The 23,579-nt window shown below is 30.1% G+C and carries 13 protein-coding genes; 8 read left to right on the top strand and 5 right to left on the bottom strand.

The window, feature by feature from the left end; translation table 11 throughout:
• Nucleotides 1–122 precede the first annotated feature (122 nt).
• The 3 genes from L1S46_RS00705 (at nt 123) to L1S46_RS00695 (ending at nt 13,487) form a co-directional block, all read left to right on the top strand.
• Entirely contained in the window at nt 123–9,368 is a 9,246-nt protein-coding gene (locus tag L1S46_RS00705; protein ID WP_238898834.1) for a glucoamylase family protein, read from the top strand.
• A 923-nt stretch (nt 9,369–10,291) separates the two neighbouring features.
• Nucleotides 10,292–12,409, top strand: coding sequence for a methyl-accepting chemotaxis protein (locus L1S46_RS00700; RefSeq protein ID WP_103698805.1), 2,118 nt, complete (start codon nt 10,292–10,294; stop codon nt 12,407–12,409).
• Between the two features lie 217 nt (nt 12,410–12,626).
• Entirely contained in the window at nt 12,627–13,487 is an 861-nt protein-coding gene (locus L1S46_RS00695; RefSeq protein ID WP_077854975.1) for a YitT family protein, read from the top strand.
• A 199-nt stretch (nt 13,488–13,686) separates the two neighbouring features.
• Here the strand turns inward: L1S46_RS00695 and L1S46_RS00690 are convergent, their stop codons facing one another.
• From L1S46_RS00690 to L1S46_RS00670, 5 genes are all read right to left on the bottom strand, one after another.
• Nucleotides 13,687–13,953 (bottom strand): hypothetical protein, encoded by a 267-nt coding sequence (locus L1S46_RS00690; RefSeq protein ID WP_171787430.1) that lies wholly within the window; start codon nt 13,951–13,953, stop codon nt 13,687–13,689.
• A 325-nt stretch (nt 13,954–14,278) separates the two neighbouring features.
• A complete protein-coding gene (locus tag L1S46_RS00685; protein WP_238898832.1) occupies nt 14,279–14,422 on the bottom strand; it encodes a hypothetical protein in 144 nt (47 codons plus the stop codon).
• A 45-nt stretch (nt 14,423–14,467) separates the two neighbouring features.
• The gene (locus L1S46_RS00680) at nt 14,468–14,719 is read right to left on the bottom strand and encodes a hypothetical protein (RefSeq protein ID WP_238898830.1); all 252 of its coding nucleotides are present in this window, start codon (nt 14,717–14,719) and stop codon (nt 14,468–14,470) included.
• Between the two features lie 98 nt (nt 14,720–14,817).
• Complete coding sequence (locus tag L1S46_RS00675) at nt 14,818–15,039, bottom strand: hypothetical protein (protein ID WP_023974352.1); 222 nt, start codon at nt 15,037–15,039, stop codon at nt 14,818–14,820.
• Between the two features lie 20 nt (nt 15,040–15,059).
• The gene (locus L1S46_RS00670; RefSeq protein ID WP_238898828.1) at nt 15,060–15,317 is read right to left on the bottom strand and encodes a hypothetical protein; all 258 of its coding nucleotides are present in this window, start codon (nt 15,315–15,317) and stop codon (nt 15,060–15,062) included.
• Between the two features lie 233 nt (nt 15,318–15,550).
• On the opposite strand from L1S46_RS00670, the gene L1S46_RS00665 reads away from it, so the two are divergent.
• The 5 genes from L1S46_RS00665 (at nt 15,551) to L1S46_RS00640 (ending at nt 23,550) form a co-directional block, all read left to right on the top strand.
• Nucleotides 15,551–17,278: a cadherin-like beta sandwich domain-containing protein gene (locus L1S46_RS00665; RefSeq protein ID WP_238898826.1), complete on the top strand. Its 1,728-nt coding sequence runs from the start codon at nt 15,551–15,553 to the stop codon at nt 17,276–17,278.
• 467 nt (nt 17,279–17,745) lie between these two features.
• On the top strand, nt 17,746–19,047 hold the full coding sequence (locus tag L1S46_RS26250) for a cadherin-like beta sandwich domain-containing protein (RefSeq protein ID WP_275298943.1): 1,302 nt from the start codon (nt 17,746–17,748) through the stop codon (nt 19,045–19,047).
• Nucleotides 19,048–19,203: 156 nt separating this feature from the next.
• Nucleotides 19,204–20,478, top strand: coding sequence for a cadherin-like beta sandwich domain-containing protein (locus tag L1S46_RS00650; RefSeq protein WP_238898824.1), 1,275 nt, complete (start codon nt 19,204–19,206; stop codon nt 20,476–20,478).
• A 229-nt stretch (nt 20,479–20,707) separates the two neighbouring features.
• Entirely contained in the window at nt 20,708–22,255 is a 1,548-nt protein-coding gene (locus L1S46_RS00645) for a cadherin-like beta sandwich domain-containing protein (RefSeq protein WP_238898822.1), read from the top strand.
• Between the two features lie 50 nt (nt 22,256–22,305).
• Nucleotides 22,306–23,550 (top strand): cadherin-like beta sandwich domain-containing protein, encoded by a 1,245-nt coding sequence (locus L1S46_RS00640; RefSeq protein ID WP_238898820.1) that lies wholly within the window; start codon nt 22,306–22,308, stop codon nt 23,548–23,550.
• Nucleotides 23,551–23,579: the final 29 nt, after the last annotated feature.

Below are 23,579 nucleotides of genomic sequence, written 5' to 3'. Positions count from 1 at the left end.
TGATTTCCTTATAGCGAGGTACTTTTGGGAAGTTATGTTTATAAAGTATAAAGATAAATAGACTATCATATTAACCTATTATTTTTTTTGAATATACCAATAGTAAGAAGGGAGTTTTTTACTTGAGGAGAAATAATTCTTATGGAGTAAGAAAGAATGTTTTAAAAGAGTTAGCTGATGGATTTTCTTGCATCCATGAAAATTTTAGGTACTTTAGCAAATTATCTAAGAACGGATATAAAGTGCTTGGGGCATCTGAATGGCTTCTTGATAATATATACTTAATAGAAAAAGAGTACAAAGCGATAAAGATTGAGATGCCTATAGATTATTTTAAGGGACTATCTTCTATAGGTAATGTTAATTACAATAGAAATAAAGATAACAATACAGATGAAGATAATGAAAATAGGGAACTTATTCCACGCATTTTTGTAGTGGCAAAGGACTATATAAATAACGGGAATGAGATTGATTGTGATAAACTTATATCATATATAAACGGACTTCAAGGCGATATTGAAAGCGGAAATTTTAATAATAAAGAGAAAATTTTCACTACAGGAGAATTGTGGGCATTCCCATTAATGCTTAAAATAGCTATAATAATAAATTTATCTAAGTATACTAACGAACTTGTTGATATTCAAAAAGAAATCATAAGAGGAAGAGATATAGCTGAAAAGATAATAGATGCAATTAATAACAATAAGTTCGAAGAAAAAATAGGAAATATTAATGTTGGGAAAAATATTGGACCTTTATTTTTAAGAGAATTTTTTAGTGTATTAAGAGATAATTCTATAGAAGATCCAAGAATAAATGATCTTGTAGAGTCTAAATGGAAAGTAAATTCGGATTTAGATAAAAATAATATTAGAAGTGATTTAAGAGAAGAAGTTTTAGAAAGAAATATTGGAGAATACATAACATTTATTAGAAAGATTGAGGGAATAAGCTGGAGAAGATTCTTTGAAGAAACTTCTTTTGTTGAAAAAATACTTAAAAATGATCCTGCGAATATTTATGATAGCATGGATTTTGAATCTAAGGATTATTATAGGCATAAGCTCGAAAAGATGGCTAGAATATCAAACGCAGATGAAATTACTTTAGCTAGCAATATTTTAGAGCTTGCAAGAAATAGTAAAACTAATAAAGAAGAAAATTATAAATGCCATATTGGATATTACTTAATTGATGAGGGAATAAACGAGTTAAAGAAATATGGAAATAATATAAAAACAACTATATCTGCAAATACGTATGTAGCATGCAATATCTTTGGAACACTTTTAATAAGTTTTCTTATTTTATTAATAAGCAGCTTATTAGGTGTTAGATACACTTTGGTACAGTACGTAATTTCGTTCCTTATAATATTAATTCCAGTCAATGAAATAATAATTGGACTTACGAATTATACTGTGGGTAAAGTTGTTGATATTAGATTAATTCCAAAATTAAATTTTAGTTCAGGAATTCCTAAAGAAAATAAAACTGTAGTTGTAATACCGGCTATAGTAAATTCTAAAGATAAAGTTAAAGAACTTATGAATAAATTAGAAGTAGCATATTGCGGAAATAAGGATAAGAATATTTATTTTGCGTTGCTAAGTGATTTTCATGATTCTGAGCATGAGACTTCTCAGCAAGATGTTGAGATAATTAAATCTGGAGTTCAATATGCTAGAGATTTAAATGAGAAATATTCCGATGACTTTAAAAACGATCAAGGTGTTAGTGAAAATAGATTCTTTTTCTTTAGTAGAAAGAGAATCTATAATAAGAAGCAAAATGTATTCATGGGCAGGGAACGAAAACGTGGAAAGTTAATGGAATTTATGGCTCTTATTAGAGGAAGTAAGAATCATACTTATAATGTTTTTAGTTCGGATATTGAAGAGCTAAAACAAGTTAAGTATCTAATTACATTAGATGAAGATACTTTCATGCCTAGAGAAAGTGCATTTAAACTTGTAGGGGCTATGAGTCATATTCTTAATATTCCTCATATAAAAGATAATAGAGTCGTAAGAGGATATGGGATAATGCAGCCTAAGGTGAGCATTAGCCTAGAAGCTAAGAATCAAACTTATTTTTCAAAAGTATTTGGAGGAGAAGAAGGAGTTGATGGATATTCCGTTGCTTATTCTGACACTTATCAAGATTTATTTGGAGAAGGGTCTTTTACTGGTAAAGGTATAATATGTATAGATGAATTTTATAAAGTGTTAAGTAATTCAATAAAAGATGATACAGTCTTAAGTCATGATTTGCTTGAGGGTGGTATTGCAAGATGCGGATTATTAAGCGATGTGGAATTTATTGATGGATATCCAGCATTTTATGAATCTAGCTGCAAAAGATTGCATAGATGGGTTAGAGGTGACTGGCAGCTAATAGGATGGTTATTTTCTAATAAAATAAATTTATTATATAAGTGGAAGATATTTGATAATCTAAGAAGAAGTTTATTAGCACCTAATTTACTTCTCGCTCTTATATTATCTCTCACTGTTTTATTTGGAAGAAGTCAAGTTGCACTTCTTGCCTTTTTAGCTTTAATAACTCCATTAGTATTTGTGGTAACAGATTTTGTTGTAACACCTAAAAATAAATTAATGGGAGCATTTAAAACGCTAGAGCAGATAGTGCTAATAGTAAGCTTTATTCCTTATCAAGCTTTTTTGATGCTTGATGCAATAATAGTAACACTATATAGAGTGATGTTTTCTAAGAAAAATCTTTTAGAATGGCAGTCAGCAGAACTTGTAGAAAAAAACTCAAGGAATAATTTTATTAATTATTTGAAGAGAATGTGGATTGCTCCTATAATGGGTCTGCTTGTACTATACTTATCATTTTATAGCTCGTTAGGAGTAGTTACTTATAGTGTAGTGGTTGCGGCATTATGGATAGTTAGCCCTTATATGGCTTATACCATAAGTATTAAACGTCCAGAACACAAGAAGAATACTTTAAAGAATGAAGAAAAAACTTACTTAAGAAAAATTTCTAGAAGAATATATGCTTATTATGAGGATTTTGTTAATGAAGAAAACAACTACCTAGCTCCAGATAACTATCAGGAAAAACCATTTAAGGGAGTTGCACATAGAACCTCTCCAACTAATATAGGTATGGGAATTACTTCAAGCATTGCTGCATATGACTTGGGATATATAACCATGGCAGAGTTTGTTGACAGAATAGAACTTATATTAAATAGTATGAAAACTCTTCAAAAGGTAAATGGTCATTATCTAAATTGGTATGATACCAAAACAAAAGAACCTTTATGGCCTAGATATGTATCAACAGTTGATAGTGGAAATCTTCTAGGTAATTTGTGGGTGCTAAAGAAGTCCATGGAAGAGCTTAAGCATAATAAAGTTATAAGGGTAAAAGAAGTTACATCTTTAAATGATATTTATAAAATAATTGAAGATGAAGCTCCTAATCTGAAACTTAAATTTTCTTCACATATTAATATTGCAGAATATATAAAGGTATTAAATGAAATTTTATTTAAACTTCAAGATTTAAAGGAAACAGAGCAGATAATCAGTCTAAAGCAGAAACTTAAGTCGGAAAATAATAATATGAATAATGAAAATAACTTAAGTGATGAAGAACAAAATAGTATAGGCGAATTAAAACTTGAGAGCGAAGAAGCAAGATATTGGATTGATAAGCTTATAGGTGAGGTTAGAAAAAAGATTAACTATTATAGCTTTATTTTTGAAGGTATAGAAAAGTTATATAGTAAGGAATTTTTCGAAGGAGTGCCAGATATTGTTGAATTAATCCACAGATGCGAGAATTATAGAAGAAAAAATGGGGATAATTTCAGAGGCAAATTTAGAGAAAAGATAAATAATTTCAAAAATTACATAGATAAGATAGATAATATAATACAAGATATTGATAAAATAACAGAAGAAATGGATTTTACTTTTCTTTATGATAAAACTAGAGGACTATTCTCCATTGGATATAATGTAGAGGAAAATTCTCTTGGAAACTCCTATTATGATTTGCTTGCATCTGAGTCAAGAATAGCATCTTTTGTTGCGATAGCTAAAAATGATGTGCCTTCTTCTCATTGGTTTAAGTTAGGACGTTCCATGACTAATGCATTCCATACTCATTCACTAGTATCTTGGAGTGGAACTATGTTTGAGTATTTTATGCCATCATTAATAATGAGGAATTATCCTAAGACTTTACTTAGTCAAACTTATAAGTCCGTCATAAAGGCACAAAAAAGCTTTGCTAAGCAAAAGAAAGCTCCGTGGGGAATATCAGAATCTGCATTTTATGAATTTGATGCAGCTGAAAATTATCAATACAAGGCATTTGGGGTGCCTGGACTTGGTCTTAAACGAGGACTTGAAGATGATCTTGTAATATCTCCATATTCAACATTAATGGCTATTTCTTTTGATAAAGATTCTGGAATTAAAAATCTTAAAGAACTTGAAAAGTTAGGCGCATTAGGAAGATATGGTTTCATAGAAGCTGTAGATTATACTAAAGCTAGGAAAGATAAGTACATAATGACACTTTCTAAAAATGATCTTCTTGAGCAGAATATTTCAACAAATGGAAAAAATTATACACAAAATGTGGATAAGTATGAGGATTATGTGGATAACTACGAAAAAATAGTGGATAATACACAGGATAAAAATACAAGTTATATGAATGATAAGCATGTTGATAATGTGAATAATGTGAATAAAAATGATGAAAGCAGTAAGATTCACATGAATAATGGCGATGAGAGTAATTATGATAACTCAAGTTATCCACAGAAGGTTAATAAAGTTGCAACTTATATGGTACACCATTTAGGAATGTCACTTATGGCTTTGGATAATATCCTATGCAATGATATTTTAATAAATAGATTTCATGATCTTCCTGAGATAAAATCTACAGAACTTTTACTGAAAGAGAAAATTCCACAAAATGTTGTCTTTGAAAGAAATGAGGATTTTTCTGTTAAGAATAGATATTTTGAGGGAGAGGTTTTGATTCCAAGAGTATTTGAAAAAGTAAATCAGGATAGTCCACAAGTATTACTATTAAGCAATGGTGAATATTCATCTATGTTAACAGTAAACGGAAATGGATATTCAAAAAAGAATGATACTATGCTTTATAGATGGAAGGGAAACTCTACAAGTGATGATAGTGGAATGTTCTTCTATGTAAAGAACTTGAATTCAAATGAATATTGGAGTTCAACATTTGAGCCTTGTAAAGATCTTGGAGATAAATATTCAGTTGAGTTTAATTTAGATAAAGCTAAATTTAGTAGAAAAGATGGCAACATTGAAACTTCGATGGAAGTTTCAATATCATCAGAAGAAAATTTTGAAGTTAGAAAATTAACTTTAAATAACAAAGGAGATAAGGGAAGAAGTATTGAAATAACAAGCTACATGGAAGTGACTTTAGCTACATTCAGTGCTGACGTAGTTCACCCAACATTCTCTAATTTATTTGTTCAAACAGAATATGATGAAAAGGAAAGTGTTCTTATAGGAAGCAGAAGAGGTAGAGTTAAGAATGCAAAGATTCCATATATTTTCCATAAGGCGGTTGTTAATGGAGACTTAGAAGGAAGCATTTCATATGAAACTTCAAGAATAAACTTTATAGGAAGAAATAGAGAATTGAAGAATCCAAAAGCTATGGATAATGATAAAGCCTTAGATAATACGGTGGGAACAGTTTTAGATCCTATAATGAGTATAAGAACAAGAATTAGATTAGGGCCTAACTCTAAGAAGGAAATTTATTATATAACTGGAATATGTGAATCAAAAGAACAAATACTTGAAATATGCAGAAATAACAATGACAACAGTAAGCTAGAGAGAGTATTCAAAAATTATAGCATAAGTGCGCAGCTTGAACTAAAGACTTTAGGAATAAGAAGTGCCATAGCCAATATATTCCAAAGTGCTGCAAGCTCAATTTTCTTTCTAACTAACACTAGAAAAAATAGAGAAGAATATATTAGGAATATTTCAAGACATCAAAAGGATTTATGGGCATATGGAATCTCAGGAGATTTACCTATTATAATGTTATCTATAGAAAATGAGGAAGACATAAATTTAGTATATACTATGGTAAAATTCCACAATTACTTAAGAATTAAGGGAGTTAAGTTAGATTTAATTATATATAATAATGAAGAAGTTTCTTATGATGAACCACTCCAAAAAAATATAATGGAAGTAATAAGGTCATCCAATGTAGGTAATTACTTAAATAAAGCGGGTGGAATATTTATTCACAATAAGGCAACCATGGACGCTGAAATTAAGGATTTACTAATAGGAATTTCTAGAGTATATGTAGATAAGAATAATCCATTAAGTTCATATGCATATAATGAAAAGAATTTTAATAGATATGTGGACTTAGATGATGAGGGATTAGATTCGCGTATAGCTTTAAGAAATAATTCAAGGTTTAAGGATAAATATAAGGATGAAAATACTAACCAAGATACAGATGGTGAAAACATACCTTATGAAGTATATGATAATGATGAAGAAGTAATTAATATTCATGACTTGATAAAGAATATTAATGAGCCAGAAGATCAAGATGATATTGAAGATTTAGAAATAGATAAGAAATCTAATCAAAGTAAGAAGGAAAGAGAGTTAGTTTATAACTCGGAAATTTCAACTTTAGTTGATTTAGATTTGGATGTATCAAAAGATTCTAATAATTATGGTAAAGATGTGGATGAAGATCCAGATGTAAGTGATTTAGATTTCTTTAATGGTTATGGTGGATTTTGTAAGAAAGATAATAGTTATATAATAAAACTATCTAATTATAGAAATACACCAGCACCTTGGATTAATGTTATTTCAAATGATGACTTCGGATTTCATATATCAGAAGTAGGATCAGGATATACTTGGTGTGGAAATTCTAGAGAAAATAAAATAACGCCTTGGAGTAATGATTATATTAGAGATCCTATAGGAGAAGCATTATATATTAAAGATAATGACTCTGGTAAGTATTTTTCAATAACACCAAAACCCGTAAGAGATTCAGGTGATTACTTAATAAAACATAGCTTTGGATACTCTGAATACAGACATACAGCATATAATATAAAAGGAAAATTAGAAATTTTTGCTCCTAAAAATGAAAGATTAAAAATTCAGAGGGTTACGCTAGAAAACTTAAGTAATGAGGATAGAAGTGTTTCGCTATTCTATTATGCAAAACTTGTTTTGGGTGTTTATGAGTATGATAGTTCAAGATATATCTCAACATATATAGGTGGAGATGAATCAAACTATAAAGAAACAATGGATGTATTAAATAGAAGCAGCATTAAAAATAGTAATGAAGATTTTACATTCAAAAATAAATTTATAGGTGCTCATAATCCATACAGTGAATACTTTGGAAAATTAAATGCTTACTTAACCATTATAGGTGGGAAAGAATTGAGTTTTACTGGAGACAATAAAGAGTTTTTAGGTATTGGAGGAGAAACTTTTAGTCCTGAGGCTCTAAAACATAATAGATTAAGCAATAAGTCTGGTGGCATCTATGACCCTTGTTTAGCCGCACAAACAAGTGTTATGTTAAGAAAAGGTGAGAAAAAGGAGCTGCTAATCCTATTTGGTCAAGATGAAAAAGAAAAAATAGATGAATTAATAAGTAAATACAAGATTTTTGGAAATGCAGAAAATGAATTAGATAAAGTAAAACAATATTGGAGCAATTTCCTAGGAAATATACAAGTTAAGACACCAGATAAGTCATTAGATTATCTTTTGAATGGATGGCTTTTATATCAAACTTTAAGTTGTCGATATTTAAGCAGAAGTGCATTTTATCAAAGCGGTGGTGCTTATGGATTCAGAGATCAGCTTCAAGATTCTATGTCGCTTGGGTTTGTAAATCCAGAAATAACAAAGGCGCAGATACTAAGAAGTGCTTCAAGACAGTATGTAGAAGGTGATGTTCAACATTGGTGGCATCCTGTTGTTAATTCGGGAATAAGAACTAGATTTAGCGATGATTTATTATGGCTGCCTTATGTAACTGCCGAGTATATTAATTCCACAGGAGATTATGATATTTTAAATGCTACTGCTCCGTACTTAGAAGATGAACCTTTAAGAGAAGGTGAAGATGAAAGATATACAATAGTAAATCAATCATCAAAAGAAGGAACTATATATGAACATTGTTTAAAAGCTATAGAAAAGAGCTTGAAATTTGGTATTCATAATATTCCTTTAATGGGTAGTGGAGACTGGAATGATGGAATGAGTACTGTTGGAAACGAGGGAAAAGGAGAAAGCGTATGGCTTGGTTGGTTCCTATATTCAATATTAGAAAGCTTTATTGAAATTGCAGGTAAACAAAACGATAAGAAAACAAAAGAACATTTTGAAGAAAGAAGAGAGTTTATACGAGATAATCTAGAGAAAAACGCTTGGGATGGCGGTTGGTACAGAAGAGCATACTTTGATGATGGTACACCTCTTGGTTCAAGAGAAAATCCAGAATGCAGAATTGACTCGTTAGCTCAAAGCTGGGCAATTATATCAGGTGCAGGACAGAAGGAACGTAGTATTGAAGCAATGGAAGCCGTGGATAATAACCTTGTAAAGAAAGATAAGGGAATGATCTTATTGCTTGCACCACCATTTAGTAATTCTAAGTTAGAACCAGGTTATATAAAAGGATATGTACCAGGTGTAAGAGAAAATGGAGGTCAATATACTCATGCTGCAGTTTGGGTAATACTTGCTTTAACTAAACTTGGGCTTGGTGATAAAGCAGTAAGCTATTTTAATATGATAAATCCTATAAATCACGCAAAAACAGAGTTAGAGTGTATGACATATAAAGTAGAACCTTATGTGATGGCAGCGGACGTGTATATAAAAGAGCCTCATGCAGGAAGAGGAGGCTGGAGTTGGTATACAGGAGCTTCAGGATGGATGTACAGAGTTGGCGTTGAAAATATCTTGGGACTTAGAAAGGTTCAAGATAAGGGATATGCTATAAATCCTTGTATACCAAAATCTTGGAACGAATTTGAAATAAAAATTACAAATGAAAAAGAAGATTACACTATAAAAGTCTCTAGAGCAAATGATGAAAATGGATTAAACGTAAATACTAAGAATAATGAGCAAAATAATAATTATCAAAGTGATGTAACATCCATACCTTATAGCTCAGAAAATAGTGATAATCAAGTTGTTACAAAGGTAGTTGTAAATGGAGAAGTAATGAAAGATAACTTAATTCCAAGAAACAGCGGTAAGCTAGAAGTTTTTGTATACTTGAAATGAGTATATAGATGAACATATTTACAAAGTTGATAAAAAATCAAGTTCATATCTTCACTAGAAATCATAAATATATTTGTGAAGAAAACATTTGAAAATGAGCTACTAAGACTCTTAGTTGTAGGTTGTTCCGATTTAGCTTGTCACACTGAAAGTGGGAGCATGCTAAAGTGGTGAAACCTGCAACTTAGAATCTTTAGCGATATTTTCATAGCTTTTCGGAACAAAATATTTATGATTTCAGTAAGTTACCACATGAATTTAGTTTTAGATTTGGATATCTATAGATATCTAAATTTAAAACTGGAATTTAAATTTTCCACTAAAGCTAAGTTTTCAGTTGATGATCATATAAACTTAATTTAAAAGTCGTATATATAATATTGTTAGGAACTTAGAGTAAATTAATTTAAGCTGTATAAGATGATTTTATAATTATCTTATACGGCTTTTTGTTTTTTATAAAAGTATAGAGATTTCCATTCATATATGTTGCAATTCACAATACATATTTCATAATTCACAGTTACGGCTAAAATTCTTGTAATATTTTTAGAATTATGATGAGGGATTATTTTTGCAATATATATAACTAGAGATTTTAATGATCTAAGCAGTATGAAAAGTTAAGAGTGTTACCATGAAATTGTTATTACGTATCCGCAGTAAATCTATTCATAAAATTAAGTCTAAGACTAACTTTTCTTTAGAATTTTATTAAATATGTACTTTATTATATAAAAAACATTATAAATGTTGATAATAGCTAGTAATATGTTATAATTTATCAATAATGCATGAAAAATAAGCATAACTTGTAAAAGAATAAGTATATTTATTGTAATAAACATAATTTTTATAGTGTAAAAAATAATTCTAAAACTACTACTTATTTTATAAGAAATATTGATAAGGGGAGAAAATAAATGGGATTGATTAGAAAACAATATGAAAAGACAATGGACAAGCAAACAAATAATAAAGATAAAAATAGCTCTGTGAAAATAAAGAGCATAAAAAGCGAACTCCTAATCACAATGTTATCAATATCCGTTGTACTGACTCTTGGAATTATTTTATGTGTAAGCACTATTTTATCGAAATATTATGATAATGAAATAAATAGTAAGAATGAAATGTTATCTAAGCTTATATCAAAAAATGTTTCTTCTTTTATGGATACGGCATATAAAGTGACAGAAGATCTGGCATATAATTCAGAAGTAAGAGAAGGAAGTAAAGATACAAAGGAAAAAGTACTTAAAGAAACTAAAGACAGAAATCCATATTTTGAATTATTGTATATGCAGGATGAAAAAGGAATGCAGACTGGGAGATCATCAGGGGATCTTGCTGACAGATCAGACAGATGGTGGTTTGCGCAAGCAAAAAGTTCTTTATCATCGTTTGTATCAAAATCATATTACTCAGTTTCTTCTAAGAATCCAGTAACTTCAATATTTGTTCCTTTGGTTGAAGATAACAAGTTTGTTGGAGTAATGGGATCTGATATTAATTTAGAAAAATTGCAGGAAGTAGTAAGTGAATATTCAGATGAAGCATCAGGAAGATATTCTTTCATAATAGATGGAGAGGGTGTTGTTGTTGCACATCCTAATACCGAAGTGATTGAAGAATTATATAATTATAAAAACCAAACTAGAACAACTGGAGTCAAAGAGGGAAATCCTAAGGAAGAACCGATAGAAGTGTCGGATGGGTTAAAAGAAATTATAGCTCAGTTGATGGCTGGGAATGATGGTAGCCTTAAGTATAAAGAAAATGGTCAAAATTACTATGCATCTTATACGAACATAAAATTAGATGGGAATTCATTTAATTGGTCAGTCATAACAGTTCAAAAGGAATCCAGTGCAAAAGCTATTATAAATAAAATAACAAAAATTTCATTAATTGCAGGCTTAATAATATTACTTGCAGCAGCTGCAGTAATCATGTATGTATCGAAAAGAATTTCAATGCCTATAATAGAAATATCAAACTTATTATCTATAGCATCAACTGGTGATTTTACAGTAAAATCTTCTACTAGAGCGAAAAATGAAATTAAATTATTAGGTGAAAGCTTCAATGAGATGATGAGTAAGGTTTCTGCTTTATTAATCAAAACAAAAGATTTGACTCATGATATGAAAGAGAGTTCTGCAATTTTGGCTGAAAAGTCTCAGGAAACAACTAATGTGGCAAGGGATATAAATATTACATCACAAGAAATAGCGCAAGGAGCATCTAATCAAGCTAGTGGAGCAGAAGAGAGTGCAAGACTTGGAGAAGACATGAGGGGAGAATTTAATCAGTTAGAGGAAAAGACTAATCTAATGATTAATGAATCAATCAATTCATCTAAAGCAATTGCAAATGGAATTAACAAGGTTCAAGATTTAAAAGAAAAGGCACAAACAACAATTTCCATTGTAGAAAAAACTCAAGGAAATATAGAAAGCTTAAGTGATAAATCTAAGAATATAGAAAATATACTTGGAGTTTTAAAGGGGATTGCAGAGCAGACTCAGTTACTTGCACTAAATGCATCTATAGAAGCGGCAAGAGCAGGGGAAGCTGGCAAAGGTTTTGCAGTAGTTGCAACAGAGATTCAAAAATTATCACAAAATTCAGCAGTATCAACTAAAAATATAGCAGAGATAATTTTAAATATAAAGCAAGATATATTAAGCAGTGTAAGTGATATGAAAAAAGTAAAAGAAGTATCTATGGATCAATTCGTTTCAGTAAATGAAGTGAATGAAGCCTTTAATAATATTACACAGGCGACTGACACAATAACAACTGCAATAGATTATATGGGAAGCTTTGTTGAAGAAATGAATGACAAAAATGAACAAGTAGTTAATTCAATAAATAATATTGCAGCAATATCAGAGGAAACAGCAGCGTGTTCACAGGAAGTAACGGCATCAATTCAAACTCAAACGGAAGCTATTTTAGAAGTATCACAAGAAGTGGAAAAACTGAAAGAAAAAGCTGAGCGTTTAGAAATGGAAGTTGATAAGTTTAAAATTTAATAAATTCTCAATGTAAATAGATATCATGTTACTATTCTGGTAGTAATATTGATATTTATTTGCTATATCACATAAATTATTAATAATTACTTGATAAATAGTAAAAACTTTTTGTAGAAACTGTAAAAAATCTGTTGAAAATACTAAAGATTGAATATAGAATAATATCTGAAAAATGAAATGAAACCCAAATAACCATTTTGCAAGGAGTATACGAATGAGTTTATATTATAAGTTCAAGCATAATATAGTTGATGTGTTTTTCATATTTTTAGGCTGCATGATTGCATCGCTAGGGGTAAATCTATTTTTAGTACATGCAAAACTTTTAAGTGGTGGTGCCACTGGTATTGCACTGATTTTAGAGTACACTCTTAAAGTTCCATCGGGAGTAGTAATCTTAATAATTAATTTACCACTACTTGTATTGAGTTATAAAAAACTCGATAGATCATTTACGATTTATACAACAATAGGGATGCTTAGTCTTTCAGCTTCTCTGCTTATAACAAAACCACTTTCGCGCCTAATTGATATGAATGGTGATTTACTTATCTTTTGTATATATGGTGGGGTTTTATGTGGTATTGGTTATGGAATGGTATTTTTAAGACATGGTTCCACGGGAGGAACAGATATTATAACCATGCTTATTAGAAAAAAATATTCAAATTTTAATATAGGAAGTTTGGGATTTTCTCTAAACTTAATAATAGTTATTATAGGAGCATTAATATTTGGTATTCCACAAGCATTGTATACTCTTATTTCTTTGTTTATTCAAAGTACAGTTCTTGACAGAGTATTAAAAGGATTTAGCAGTAAAAAACTTCTTCTTATTCTAACAAGAAAAGAAAAAGAAATTATTGATTATGTAATAAAGGATCTTAACCGTGGAGTTACATCTTTGTTCGCGGAAGGTGAGTATACTCATGATAAAAAGAAAATGCTTTACTGTATTGTAAGCTCACACCAAATGGTTGAACTAAAGAGCATTGTGCATCAGATAGATCCGGGAGCGTTTATAACAATAATTGATATATCTGAAGTTAGAGGTAAGGGCTTTTTGACAATTTAAAATAATATGAAAGTCCACCATAAAAATTTAATTTATGGTGGACTTTTTGGAAATAAGCACTAAATTAAAATGATAAACTTTAGTGCCTGAGTATTATGGGGTACGAATATTATTCTTACCAACAGCGGGAAATTTATTCAACAACATAATAAATTTTTTATAATACTTATTACTGGATTTTCTATAAGTACTTATAAAATTATTCATCTCCATCTATTTCATAATTATCGGGAGAAAGCATATCTTGTGTGTAATCAAATTCTTGATTAGCTATATTATTTACAACAATAGGGTCAACTGCTGGATTAGGCATATTTATAGGAAAATCTACACCAGTTGCACTTTCAACATCATCTCTGCTTGGATGATAATTAGTTCTCATTTTTGGCAAGTAGGAATTAGTAAAGTCTTTTTTACTACCATCTCTCACATCAGAAGTATGAGATACTTTCTTTTCTTTACTCATATAAAATCACTCCTAACTTAATTACTTTTATTATATATTTTCCAAGAGATCCAATTTGTAGAAATTAATCGTAAACTATCAAGTTTTATCTCCCAATAATTTTATTAATAATGAACTATGTTATTTGGGGGCATATAGATTGTAATTGGATTTCTTAGGCTTTAGTAGGTTTTAAACGCTCGGTTAGTAAAATCTCAAATGTAAATTTATCGTTGAAATATATAAACTATGCTAAAGATTTATAGTTTTAATAACTATCATAGCTAAGAACATTTGATGAACAAATTTTACATTTGAGTTCATGGTATAATATTTTTGCTTAAACTTAAGAATTTTTCTTAGTTGAGTTAGAGTTTCTGTTATCATTTTTATTACTAGAATTTTTTGATTCTGGTGAAGAAATATAGCTTAGGTCTGGAGCAGGAACATCTTCTGGAGTTGGAACATATGGATATTTACCTTTACTCATATAAAATCACTCCTAATCTAACTAAATTATTTCATGTTAATTTATTTATATTAAATCACTATACTTTGATTCATCAGAGTCGCCGTCAGCATTTAGATCAATAAGCTCTGTGTCTAGATTAGTTCTAGATATGTTTGCATTATTTAAGCTTTTGGCATTTCTTTCACTCGAGTCAGTAGTTTTTCCTACATTTTCAGAATCAGAAGCCTTTGACTTGGGTGAACTTTCCTTACTATACTCTTCCATTGGATAATCATCGCCAGGGTTTATACTAAATGGAATTTTTGATTGACTCATAAAAATCACTCCTATCTTTTGCTCAATATTATTCACAATATGAATATAGATTTAGAACAGATTTTGACTTGTTATAGATAAAGTTATATTCATGCTATTTATATTAGTGATTTTGGTTTGACTGGCTCAGGATGCTCCAATCCATTAGCATCTTCAATGCTTTTTTCACTTGGAGCATGGTCGGCTTTCGAATCTGGAAGATACATACTTTTTATTTTTTTTAGTTCAGAATCATTTGGGTCTGATGGATGTGAATCAGTTAATTCTTCTCCAGAATAATATTTTTCATTTTCATTAGATGACATTTTTTCTTTACTCATTAATAATCACTCCTAACTTCTCAAATATTATGATTTTTATATTCAAAAGCATCTTCATGATTCATAGCAATAGGTACTGTTACTGGATGCGGTTTAGAAGATGTTGAACTCGTTATATTTTTATTAGGGCCGTCAGTCGAAAGGGGATTTAAACTTCTAGTTGGTGCAATGTTATCTCGTCCTTCTTGCCTATTAGAAGATTCAGGCCTTGTACCAGATAACTTCTCAACATCATAGTCTCCTGGAGTAGGACTATATGGTGTTCTTTCTTTGCTCATTGTAATCACTCCTCACATATTAAATTTTGAAATTTATTTATAGTACATAATGTCTAAAATTTTGCGATAACTAAAGTAAATAAAACTTAGTTATATCTTATTATCTGAAAAAAGAGTCGTATTAATGCTAGAAATATTTAGATTTTATATAAAAAACATGGTAAAATTATGTTAAGTGATTTTTTTTTGTTATTTTTAAAAAATTCACTTTATAATGGATGAGGAGGAATTTTATGAATAAAAATATAAAAAGAATAATTGCGATCACAGTTGCTGTCAATACAATTTCAACGATTTCACCTACGACATTAAATACATATTTTGTAGGAGCAAAACCTGTTTATGCGTCTTCATATTCTCCAGACGATGAACAATTAAAAACTCTAAAGATAAAATCTTTGGATGGAGAAACTCTTGATTTACGTGATGGGTATAATGGAGATACAGTAAAATTAAGCGATGAAACAGAATACTATACAAAGCTTACTGATGATAGTGATGGAATTAAGATAACCGCTGACGCTGAAGGTGATGATTATGTAGTTAAAATTTTTACATCTGATGCAGAAAATGCTACAGCTTATGATCCAGGAGATGAGATCTTACTTGGAAAAGGTGATACAACTCTATATATAAGAACGTATGAGTCTAAATCAGCATTTAATAAAGTAAAGAACAATGTATCAAATTGTGAAGAAGAATATACATTAAATGTAAGAAAAACTACAGAAAGTTCTTATGAGGACGATTCTCAAGATCCAATATATCTCGATAATATTGACTTAAGCAAAGGAGATATAGATTTCATAAAGGGAAAGACAAGCTATGACATAAAAGTTGATGAAAATGTTGATAGCATGTGGATCAAAGCAATTCCAGAAAATAATAGCGACAGAGTCAGAGTAGATGGATCTTTAGTAGATTCTAGCGATAATTATAAAGAAACTGTATCTTTAGATAAAGGTAAAAATGAGATTAAAATAAAAGTTACAGATAGTAAGGATAATCAAAGAACATATACATTAAATGTTACTAGAGGAGACGATTCTGATAACGAAGATGATATATATTTAGATCATATAACTTTAAGTGAAGGTGATATTGACTTTTCGAAAGATGATAATTCATACAACGTTGATTTAGATGAGTCCGTAAGTAAAATAACTATAGGTGCAGAGCCAGAAGATAGCGATTATTCAGTTACAATTGATGGAGATGAAGTAAGATCAAGTGATGATTATGAAAAGAAAGTATCATTAGATAAAGGGGAAAATGTCATAAAGGTAAATGTTGAAGATGAGTTAAATGATAAAAAGAGAACTTATACTTTGACTATAAATAGAGGTAAGGAAGCAGATGATAGCAAGGACAATAATACTGAGGATACATCAGATAAGAAATCTCAATGGGTTCAAACAACTGATGGTTGGAAGTATTATGATGAAAATGGAAAAGTATTAAAAAGTTCATGGCTTTATGATAAAGATCAAAAAGTATACTGTTACTTAGATAAAGACGGTCTAAGAGTTACAGGCTGGCATAAAGATAATGAAAAATGGTACTTGCTAGATAGTAAGGGAGCAATGCTTACAGGTTGGCAAAAAGATAATGAAAAGTGGTATTTATTGGGGTCGGATGGAGCAATGGTTACAGGCTGGCATAAAGAAACAGTAGATGATCAAAATAAGAACACTGATGCATCAACTAATTCAGGAGATAATGATACTAAAAAAGTTGACAATTGGTATTATTTAAATCAAGATGGCTCAATGAGGACAGGCTGGTTATCAGATGGTGGAAAGTGGTACTTCTTTAATGCAGATGGAACAATGCAAAAAGGATGGTTAATTGACTATAATTCAAAATACTATTTAACTGAAGATGGTAGCATGGCAACTGGAACAAGAACTATTAATGGAAAAGAGTATAAATTCAATAATAGTGGAGCTTTAATACTTTAGGAAAATATTATGAACATTAATTTAATTGTACATTTAATTTAGTTTTTAGATTAAGTTACTAATAATGAAACAAGAACTCGCTTTGTTTGCATAAGTGAGTTCTTGTTTTATGAATTAAATTATTATCTAACCCAAAGATAAAATTAAGTTTTCAATTACTAACATATACATTGCAGAAATAATTCTTCATCATAAGTCTGAAAATGTTGCAAGAATTTTAGTAGAAATTTTGAAATATGCATTGTGCATTGTAACATATATAAGTTAATTATTTATAAAAAATTAATATTTATATAATAGAATTTTTAGAACTATGTAGTATACTTGGAATAGTATAGGATTATAGTTCTATATTTATAATTAAATTAAGTTATGTTATTATAACTATATAATGTTTATTTATATAATAAGTAAGTTATGTAAAAGTAAATAGATTAATTTTATAAATAAAAATAGGGAGGAAGTTTATGCATAAAAAAATTAAATATATAATTGCAGCAACTCTTGTTGTTGCAGCTGTTTCAGGATTTGCACCAAGTAACAATTTTCTATTAGGAAGCGTTGAAGCTTATGCATCAACATATAATGATGCGAGTAATGGAGAATTAAAATCGTTAGATTTGACTTGGGGTAGCGGAAGCAAAATTAAATTGCTTGATAGTTATTCTGGAGATGAAGTAGATTTGTCAAGCGATACTGACTATTATGTGCAGCTTAAAGGTGTAAGTGACTTTAATATAGCAGCAGAAGTAAAAGGAAGCGGATATGTAGTTAAGATGTTCACTTCATCAAGCAGATCTGAAAAAGGTGAAGATGTTGGACAAGATGTTAATATCGGTTCAGGCTATAAAGATATTTATTTAAGAACATATAAGAGTGAGGAAGCATATAAGGAAGCTTATAATGACGGAGATGTAAGTGATTGTGAAAAGACTTATATTATTCATGCGAGAAAAGAAAGTAGTACATCAGAAGCAGAAGAAGATAGAGAATATGCTTATTTAGATGGAATTTACTTAAGTGATGGAAGTGTTGATTTCTCAAAAAATAAAACTTCTTATGATGTGAATGTTGGTGAAGATGTTGATAAATTAACTGTTAGAGCTAACCCCGACGACGATGATGATTACATAGAAATTAACGGAAACTCAGTATATGAAGATGACAATTTCGAAAAGACAGTTAATTTAGATAAAGGAAATAATACTATAACAATATATGTTGAGCATGAGGATGAAGATACAACTTATACTTTGAATGTATATAGGGGGAAAGCAGCAAATAAAACTGATTCTTCAAACGGCCAAAACTTTGCAATTCAAACTCAAGAAGGCAGCCTTAATGCATGGCAAAGAGTAGATGGAAAATGGAGATATGTAGATGGTACAGGCTCAGTTTTAAAAAATAAGTGGTGGTTTGATAAGGATACTGGAAAGAATTATTATTTAGGACAAGATGGCTTTAGGACCACAGGATGGTTTAGTGATAATAACAACTGGTATTATTTCAACGAAAATGGTGAAATGCAGACAGGATGGGTAAATACAAATAAAAATTGGTATTATCTAAATAAAAGTGGAGCCATGCAAATGGGATGGCTAGAAGATTCAACTGGAAACTGGTACTATCTTGATGGCAGTGGAGCTATGGAGACAGGATGGATTGAAGATTCAACTGGGAAATGGTATTACTTGGATTCTACAGGCAAAATGATAAAAGATTCTGCAATAGGTGCTTATAAATTAGGCACTGATGGAGCATTAGAATAATAATACTTCTGTAAATAAATTGTAAACTTGGATGTATCAAGTGCACGATAGTGAAATAAGTGGTAAAATAATTATAATATGTAATTAAGGCACAATTAATAAGATTATAGACTTCTATTATTTTCTTTCATGTGTCTAAAGTGGGGGGAGAACATTATGAATAAAAATTTAAAAAAAATAGTTGCAATTGCATTAGCAATAGGAGCTATCTCAGCAGTAGCGCCTGCAACAAATATAAATTTCTTAACTACAAAAGCTTATGCATCATCTGATGATGATACAAATGATGAAACTGAACTTGAAAGTCTACAGTTGCTTACTGAAAGTGGAAGCAAAATAAAGCTTTACGAAAGCAGCAGCTATGATAGTGATGATAAAGTCGATGCAGATGATGTAGAACCTGATGGAAAATATTATGCTAAGACGTCAGCAGATACTATAAGTATAGATATAGATGGACCAAGTTCGAAATATGTCAGAGTTTTTAAGGGAACTTCTGATTCAACTAAAGGTAAAAAAATAAGCAGTGATATAAGTTTAGATGGAGATTCAACTACTACTCTTACTGTAAGAGTGTATGATGAAGAACCAGATGATGATGTAAGATATGAAGATGACGATTATTCAAGTGAATATACAATAAAGGTTAAATGTACAGCTGATTCTTCTGATTCAGATGATGAGGATTCAAGTGACAGTTCAGATGATTACGATGATATCTACCTAGATAGACTTAGTGTAGATGGTCAAAGTATAAGTTTATCTAAATCAAAAGTTGAATATACTTATAATGTAAGCAGCGACACAGATGAAGTAACAATTAAAGCAACTCCAGAAGATGAAGATTATGACGTTACAATAGATGGCGATAGTGTAGATGATGATGATAAGTACAAATCAGATGTAGATTTGGATAAGGGCGAAAATAAAATTAAAATTGAACTTGAAGATGGTGATGATGAAAGAGTATATACATTGATCATAAATAGAGGCGGTACATCATCAACTACAGGAAGTACAACAAATACAGCTTCAGGTTCACCAAGCAGTGCAACTGATGTTTCAGCAACTGTTAAAAATAAATGGGTACAAGTTGGAGGAAACTGGCAGTATAAAGATGCAGCAGGAAATACAGTGAAAAATACATGGGTACAAAATTATTTTGTACAAGCCGACGGAAATATGGCTACTGGTTGGTTAAACTATAGTGGAAAGTGGTACTATCTAGGTTCTGATGGAGCAAGAAAAACAGGATGGCAACAAGCAGGTGGGAAATGGTACTACCTAGACTCAGAAGGTGCAATGCAAACTGGATGGGTTAGGGATCTAGGTAGTGGAAAGTATTACTATTTAAATAGTGATGGATCTATGGCTTATAATACAATGATTGGTAAATATAAGTTAGGATCAGATGGAGCTTGGATTAACTAAGAATATAAATATTATAATAACTAAAAAAGCAAAAGAACGTTTATTTAATAGACGTTTCTTTTGCTTTAAATAAATATATTCAAAAGCTTCAAATATATTTACAATATTTTATATTAGTGGTAATATTACTAAAAACTCAAAAAGCCTACTTTAATTGTTAATCCTGATATATAATTAATTAAGGATGCATTTACTAATTAAATATATAAGTAGAAACGGGGGAAATAAAATGAAGAAAAATATGATTAAAATAGTTTCAATAGCATTAGCTTTTGGAATTGTTTCAGCAGCAGCGCCTGCTACAAATATAAATGTATTGACTACAAAAGCTTATGCAGCAACTGATAACGATGATGATTATTTGGATCGCTTAGAATTAAATGATGAAGACGGTAATAATATAAAACTATATAGTGATAGTGATTATGACAGCAAAGTAAATGCTAGCGATGTAGAAGAGGGAGAAACTTATTACGCAAAAACTTCATCAGATACTGTAAGTATTGATATTGATGGGCCTGATGAAAAATATGTTAGAGTATTTAATGGGACATCATCTTCTTCAAAAGGAAAAGAGATGGGGGAGGACGTTGATTTATCAGATGATTCTTCAACTACGACTCTTACAATAAAGGTATATGGCAAAGAACCAGATGATGATATGAGATACAAAGATAATGATGATTATAATGTCTTAAGTACATATAGGATTAAAGTAGAGAACGCAAATTATAATCAAAATAAGGATAATGATAATATTTATTTAGAAAGACTCAGCGTAAATAATAATAAGGTTGAGTTGTCAAAATCTGAATTAACTTATACTTATAATGTTGCCAGTGATGTAAAGAGAGTAACAATTAAAGCAACACCAGAAGATGATGATTATGATGTTACTATAGATAATAAAAATGTTCAAAGTGCCGATAACTATAAAAAAGAGGTAGATTTAGATGAAGGCACAAATGAGTTTGAAATAGAACTTGAAGATGGTGATAAAGATAGAGTATATACTTTGATAATAAATAGAGGAAATCCTTCATCAAATGGTACAAGCTCGCAAGATACAGCAGAGACAGAGCATCAAGATAGTATTTACCTAGATAAACTAAGCATTGATGGCAGACTTTTCTCATTATCACAATCACAAGTAAATTATAGTTCTAATGTCCCTAGTGATGTAAACAAAGTAACAATTAAGGCTGAACCAGAAAAAGATTTTTATACAGTTAAGGTTAACGGTGATGAAGTATTTGAAGATGATGATTACAAATCAACAGTTAATCTAAAAGATGGTGAAAATAAAATTAAGGTAGATGTTAAAAATGAAAATAGTGGTGAAGAAAGAGTTTATACTTTGACTGTAATTAGAGGAAGTGTGACTTCAACACAAAATAACACCACTGGAGGAGAAACTAATGCGAATAAATGGGTACAAGTAAATGGAGCATGGAAGTATAATGATGCATCAGGAAATTTTGTTAAGAATACTTGGGTAGGAAATTATTACTTACTTGATAGCGGAAATATGGCTACTGGATGGTTGAATTATAACGGAAGCTGGTACTATTTAGGAAGTGATGGAGCTAGAAAAACAGGATGGCAGTTAGTAGATGGAGCTTGGTATTATATGGATTCACAAGGTAAGATACAAACAGGCTGGATTAAAGATTCAAACGGAAAGTATTATTATTTAAATAGCAATGGTGCCATGGCATATAATACAACAGTAGGCGGATATAAATTAGGGTATGATGGTGCTTGGATACAAAAATAGAAATCACCAGATTAGAATGAGAATGCATAATAAAAGTGGAGGTATAGACTATGAATAAAAATATAAAGAGAGTGATTGCAATTGTACTAGCTATAGGAACAATTTCAGCGGCAACACCAGTTTCGAAGATAAATCTATTAACTACAAGGGCTTATGCTTCGACTACTAATGATGAAAGTACATTGGATAGTTTATCATTAGATGATAGTGATGGTAATAATGTAAAACTGTATGATGATAATGATTATAAGAATAGAGTTAAGGAAGAAGATGTTCATGAAGATGAAACATATTATGCCAAAACTTCATCAAAAACTGTAAGTGTGGATATAAGCGGGCCAGATGATAACTTTGTCAGAGTATTTAGAGATAGTTCAGATTCTACTAAAGGTAAAGAAGTAGGAGATGATATTCAGTTAACAGATAAATCAGTTGTTACTGATATTATTATAAAGGTATATGGGAAAGATCTAGACGGTGAAAGTGTAAGAAATAATGAGCATGATGATAATGAGTATGATCTGCTAAATACATATGAAGTAAAAGTGAGACATGTAGACGAAGCTGATTCAGATAAAACAGATTTTGATGATATTTATTTGGAGAGACTTAGTATAGCTGGAAGTACTATAAATTTATCAAATTCAATAACTAAGTATACTTATAATGTAGATAGTGATGTAAACCAAGTAGCAATAAAAGCAACACCAGAAAATGATAACTACGATGTTACTATAGATGGTGAAGATGCTGATTATGATGATAATTATAAGAGAACTGTTAATTTGGAAAAAGGTCAAAATATCATAAAAGTAGAAATTGAACATAATAATAAAGATAGAGTATATACTTTAATTATAAATAGAGGAAATGTTTCTTCAAGTAATACAAATAATAGTTCAACTAATACTAATACAAATACAGGAAGTAAAGATGTTAAAGCTAATCAATGGGTACAAACAAATGGAATATGGCAGTATAATGATGCCGAAGGAAAAGTAGTAAAGAATAGTTGGATACAAAATTATTATTTAAACTCTGATGGAAATATGGTTACAGGGTGGTTAAATCTTAATGGAACCTGGTATTACTTTGGAACAGATGGAGCTAAGAAAGTTGGATGGCAACAATCAAGTGGAAAATGGTATTATCTAGATTCAGAAGGAAGAATGCAGACTGGATGGGTAAAAGATAGGAACGGAAAATATTATTATTTAAATAGTGATGGGTCTATGGCTTATAACACTAAAATTGGTGTATACAGATTAGGCGCTGATGGGGCTTGGATTAAATAAATTTAATTTTAATCAGGTTAAAAATAAAG

It is taken from the genome of Clostridium sp. YIM B02500 (assembly GCF_022324665.1).
GTDB classification, from domain to species: Bacteria; Bacillota; Clostridia; order Clostridiales; family Clostridiaceae; genus Clostridium; species Clostridium beijerinckii.
This window is presented reverse-complemented; position numbering and strand designations above follow the sequence as displayed.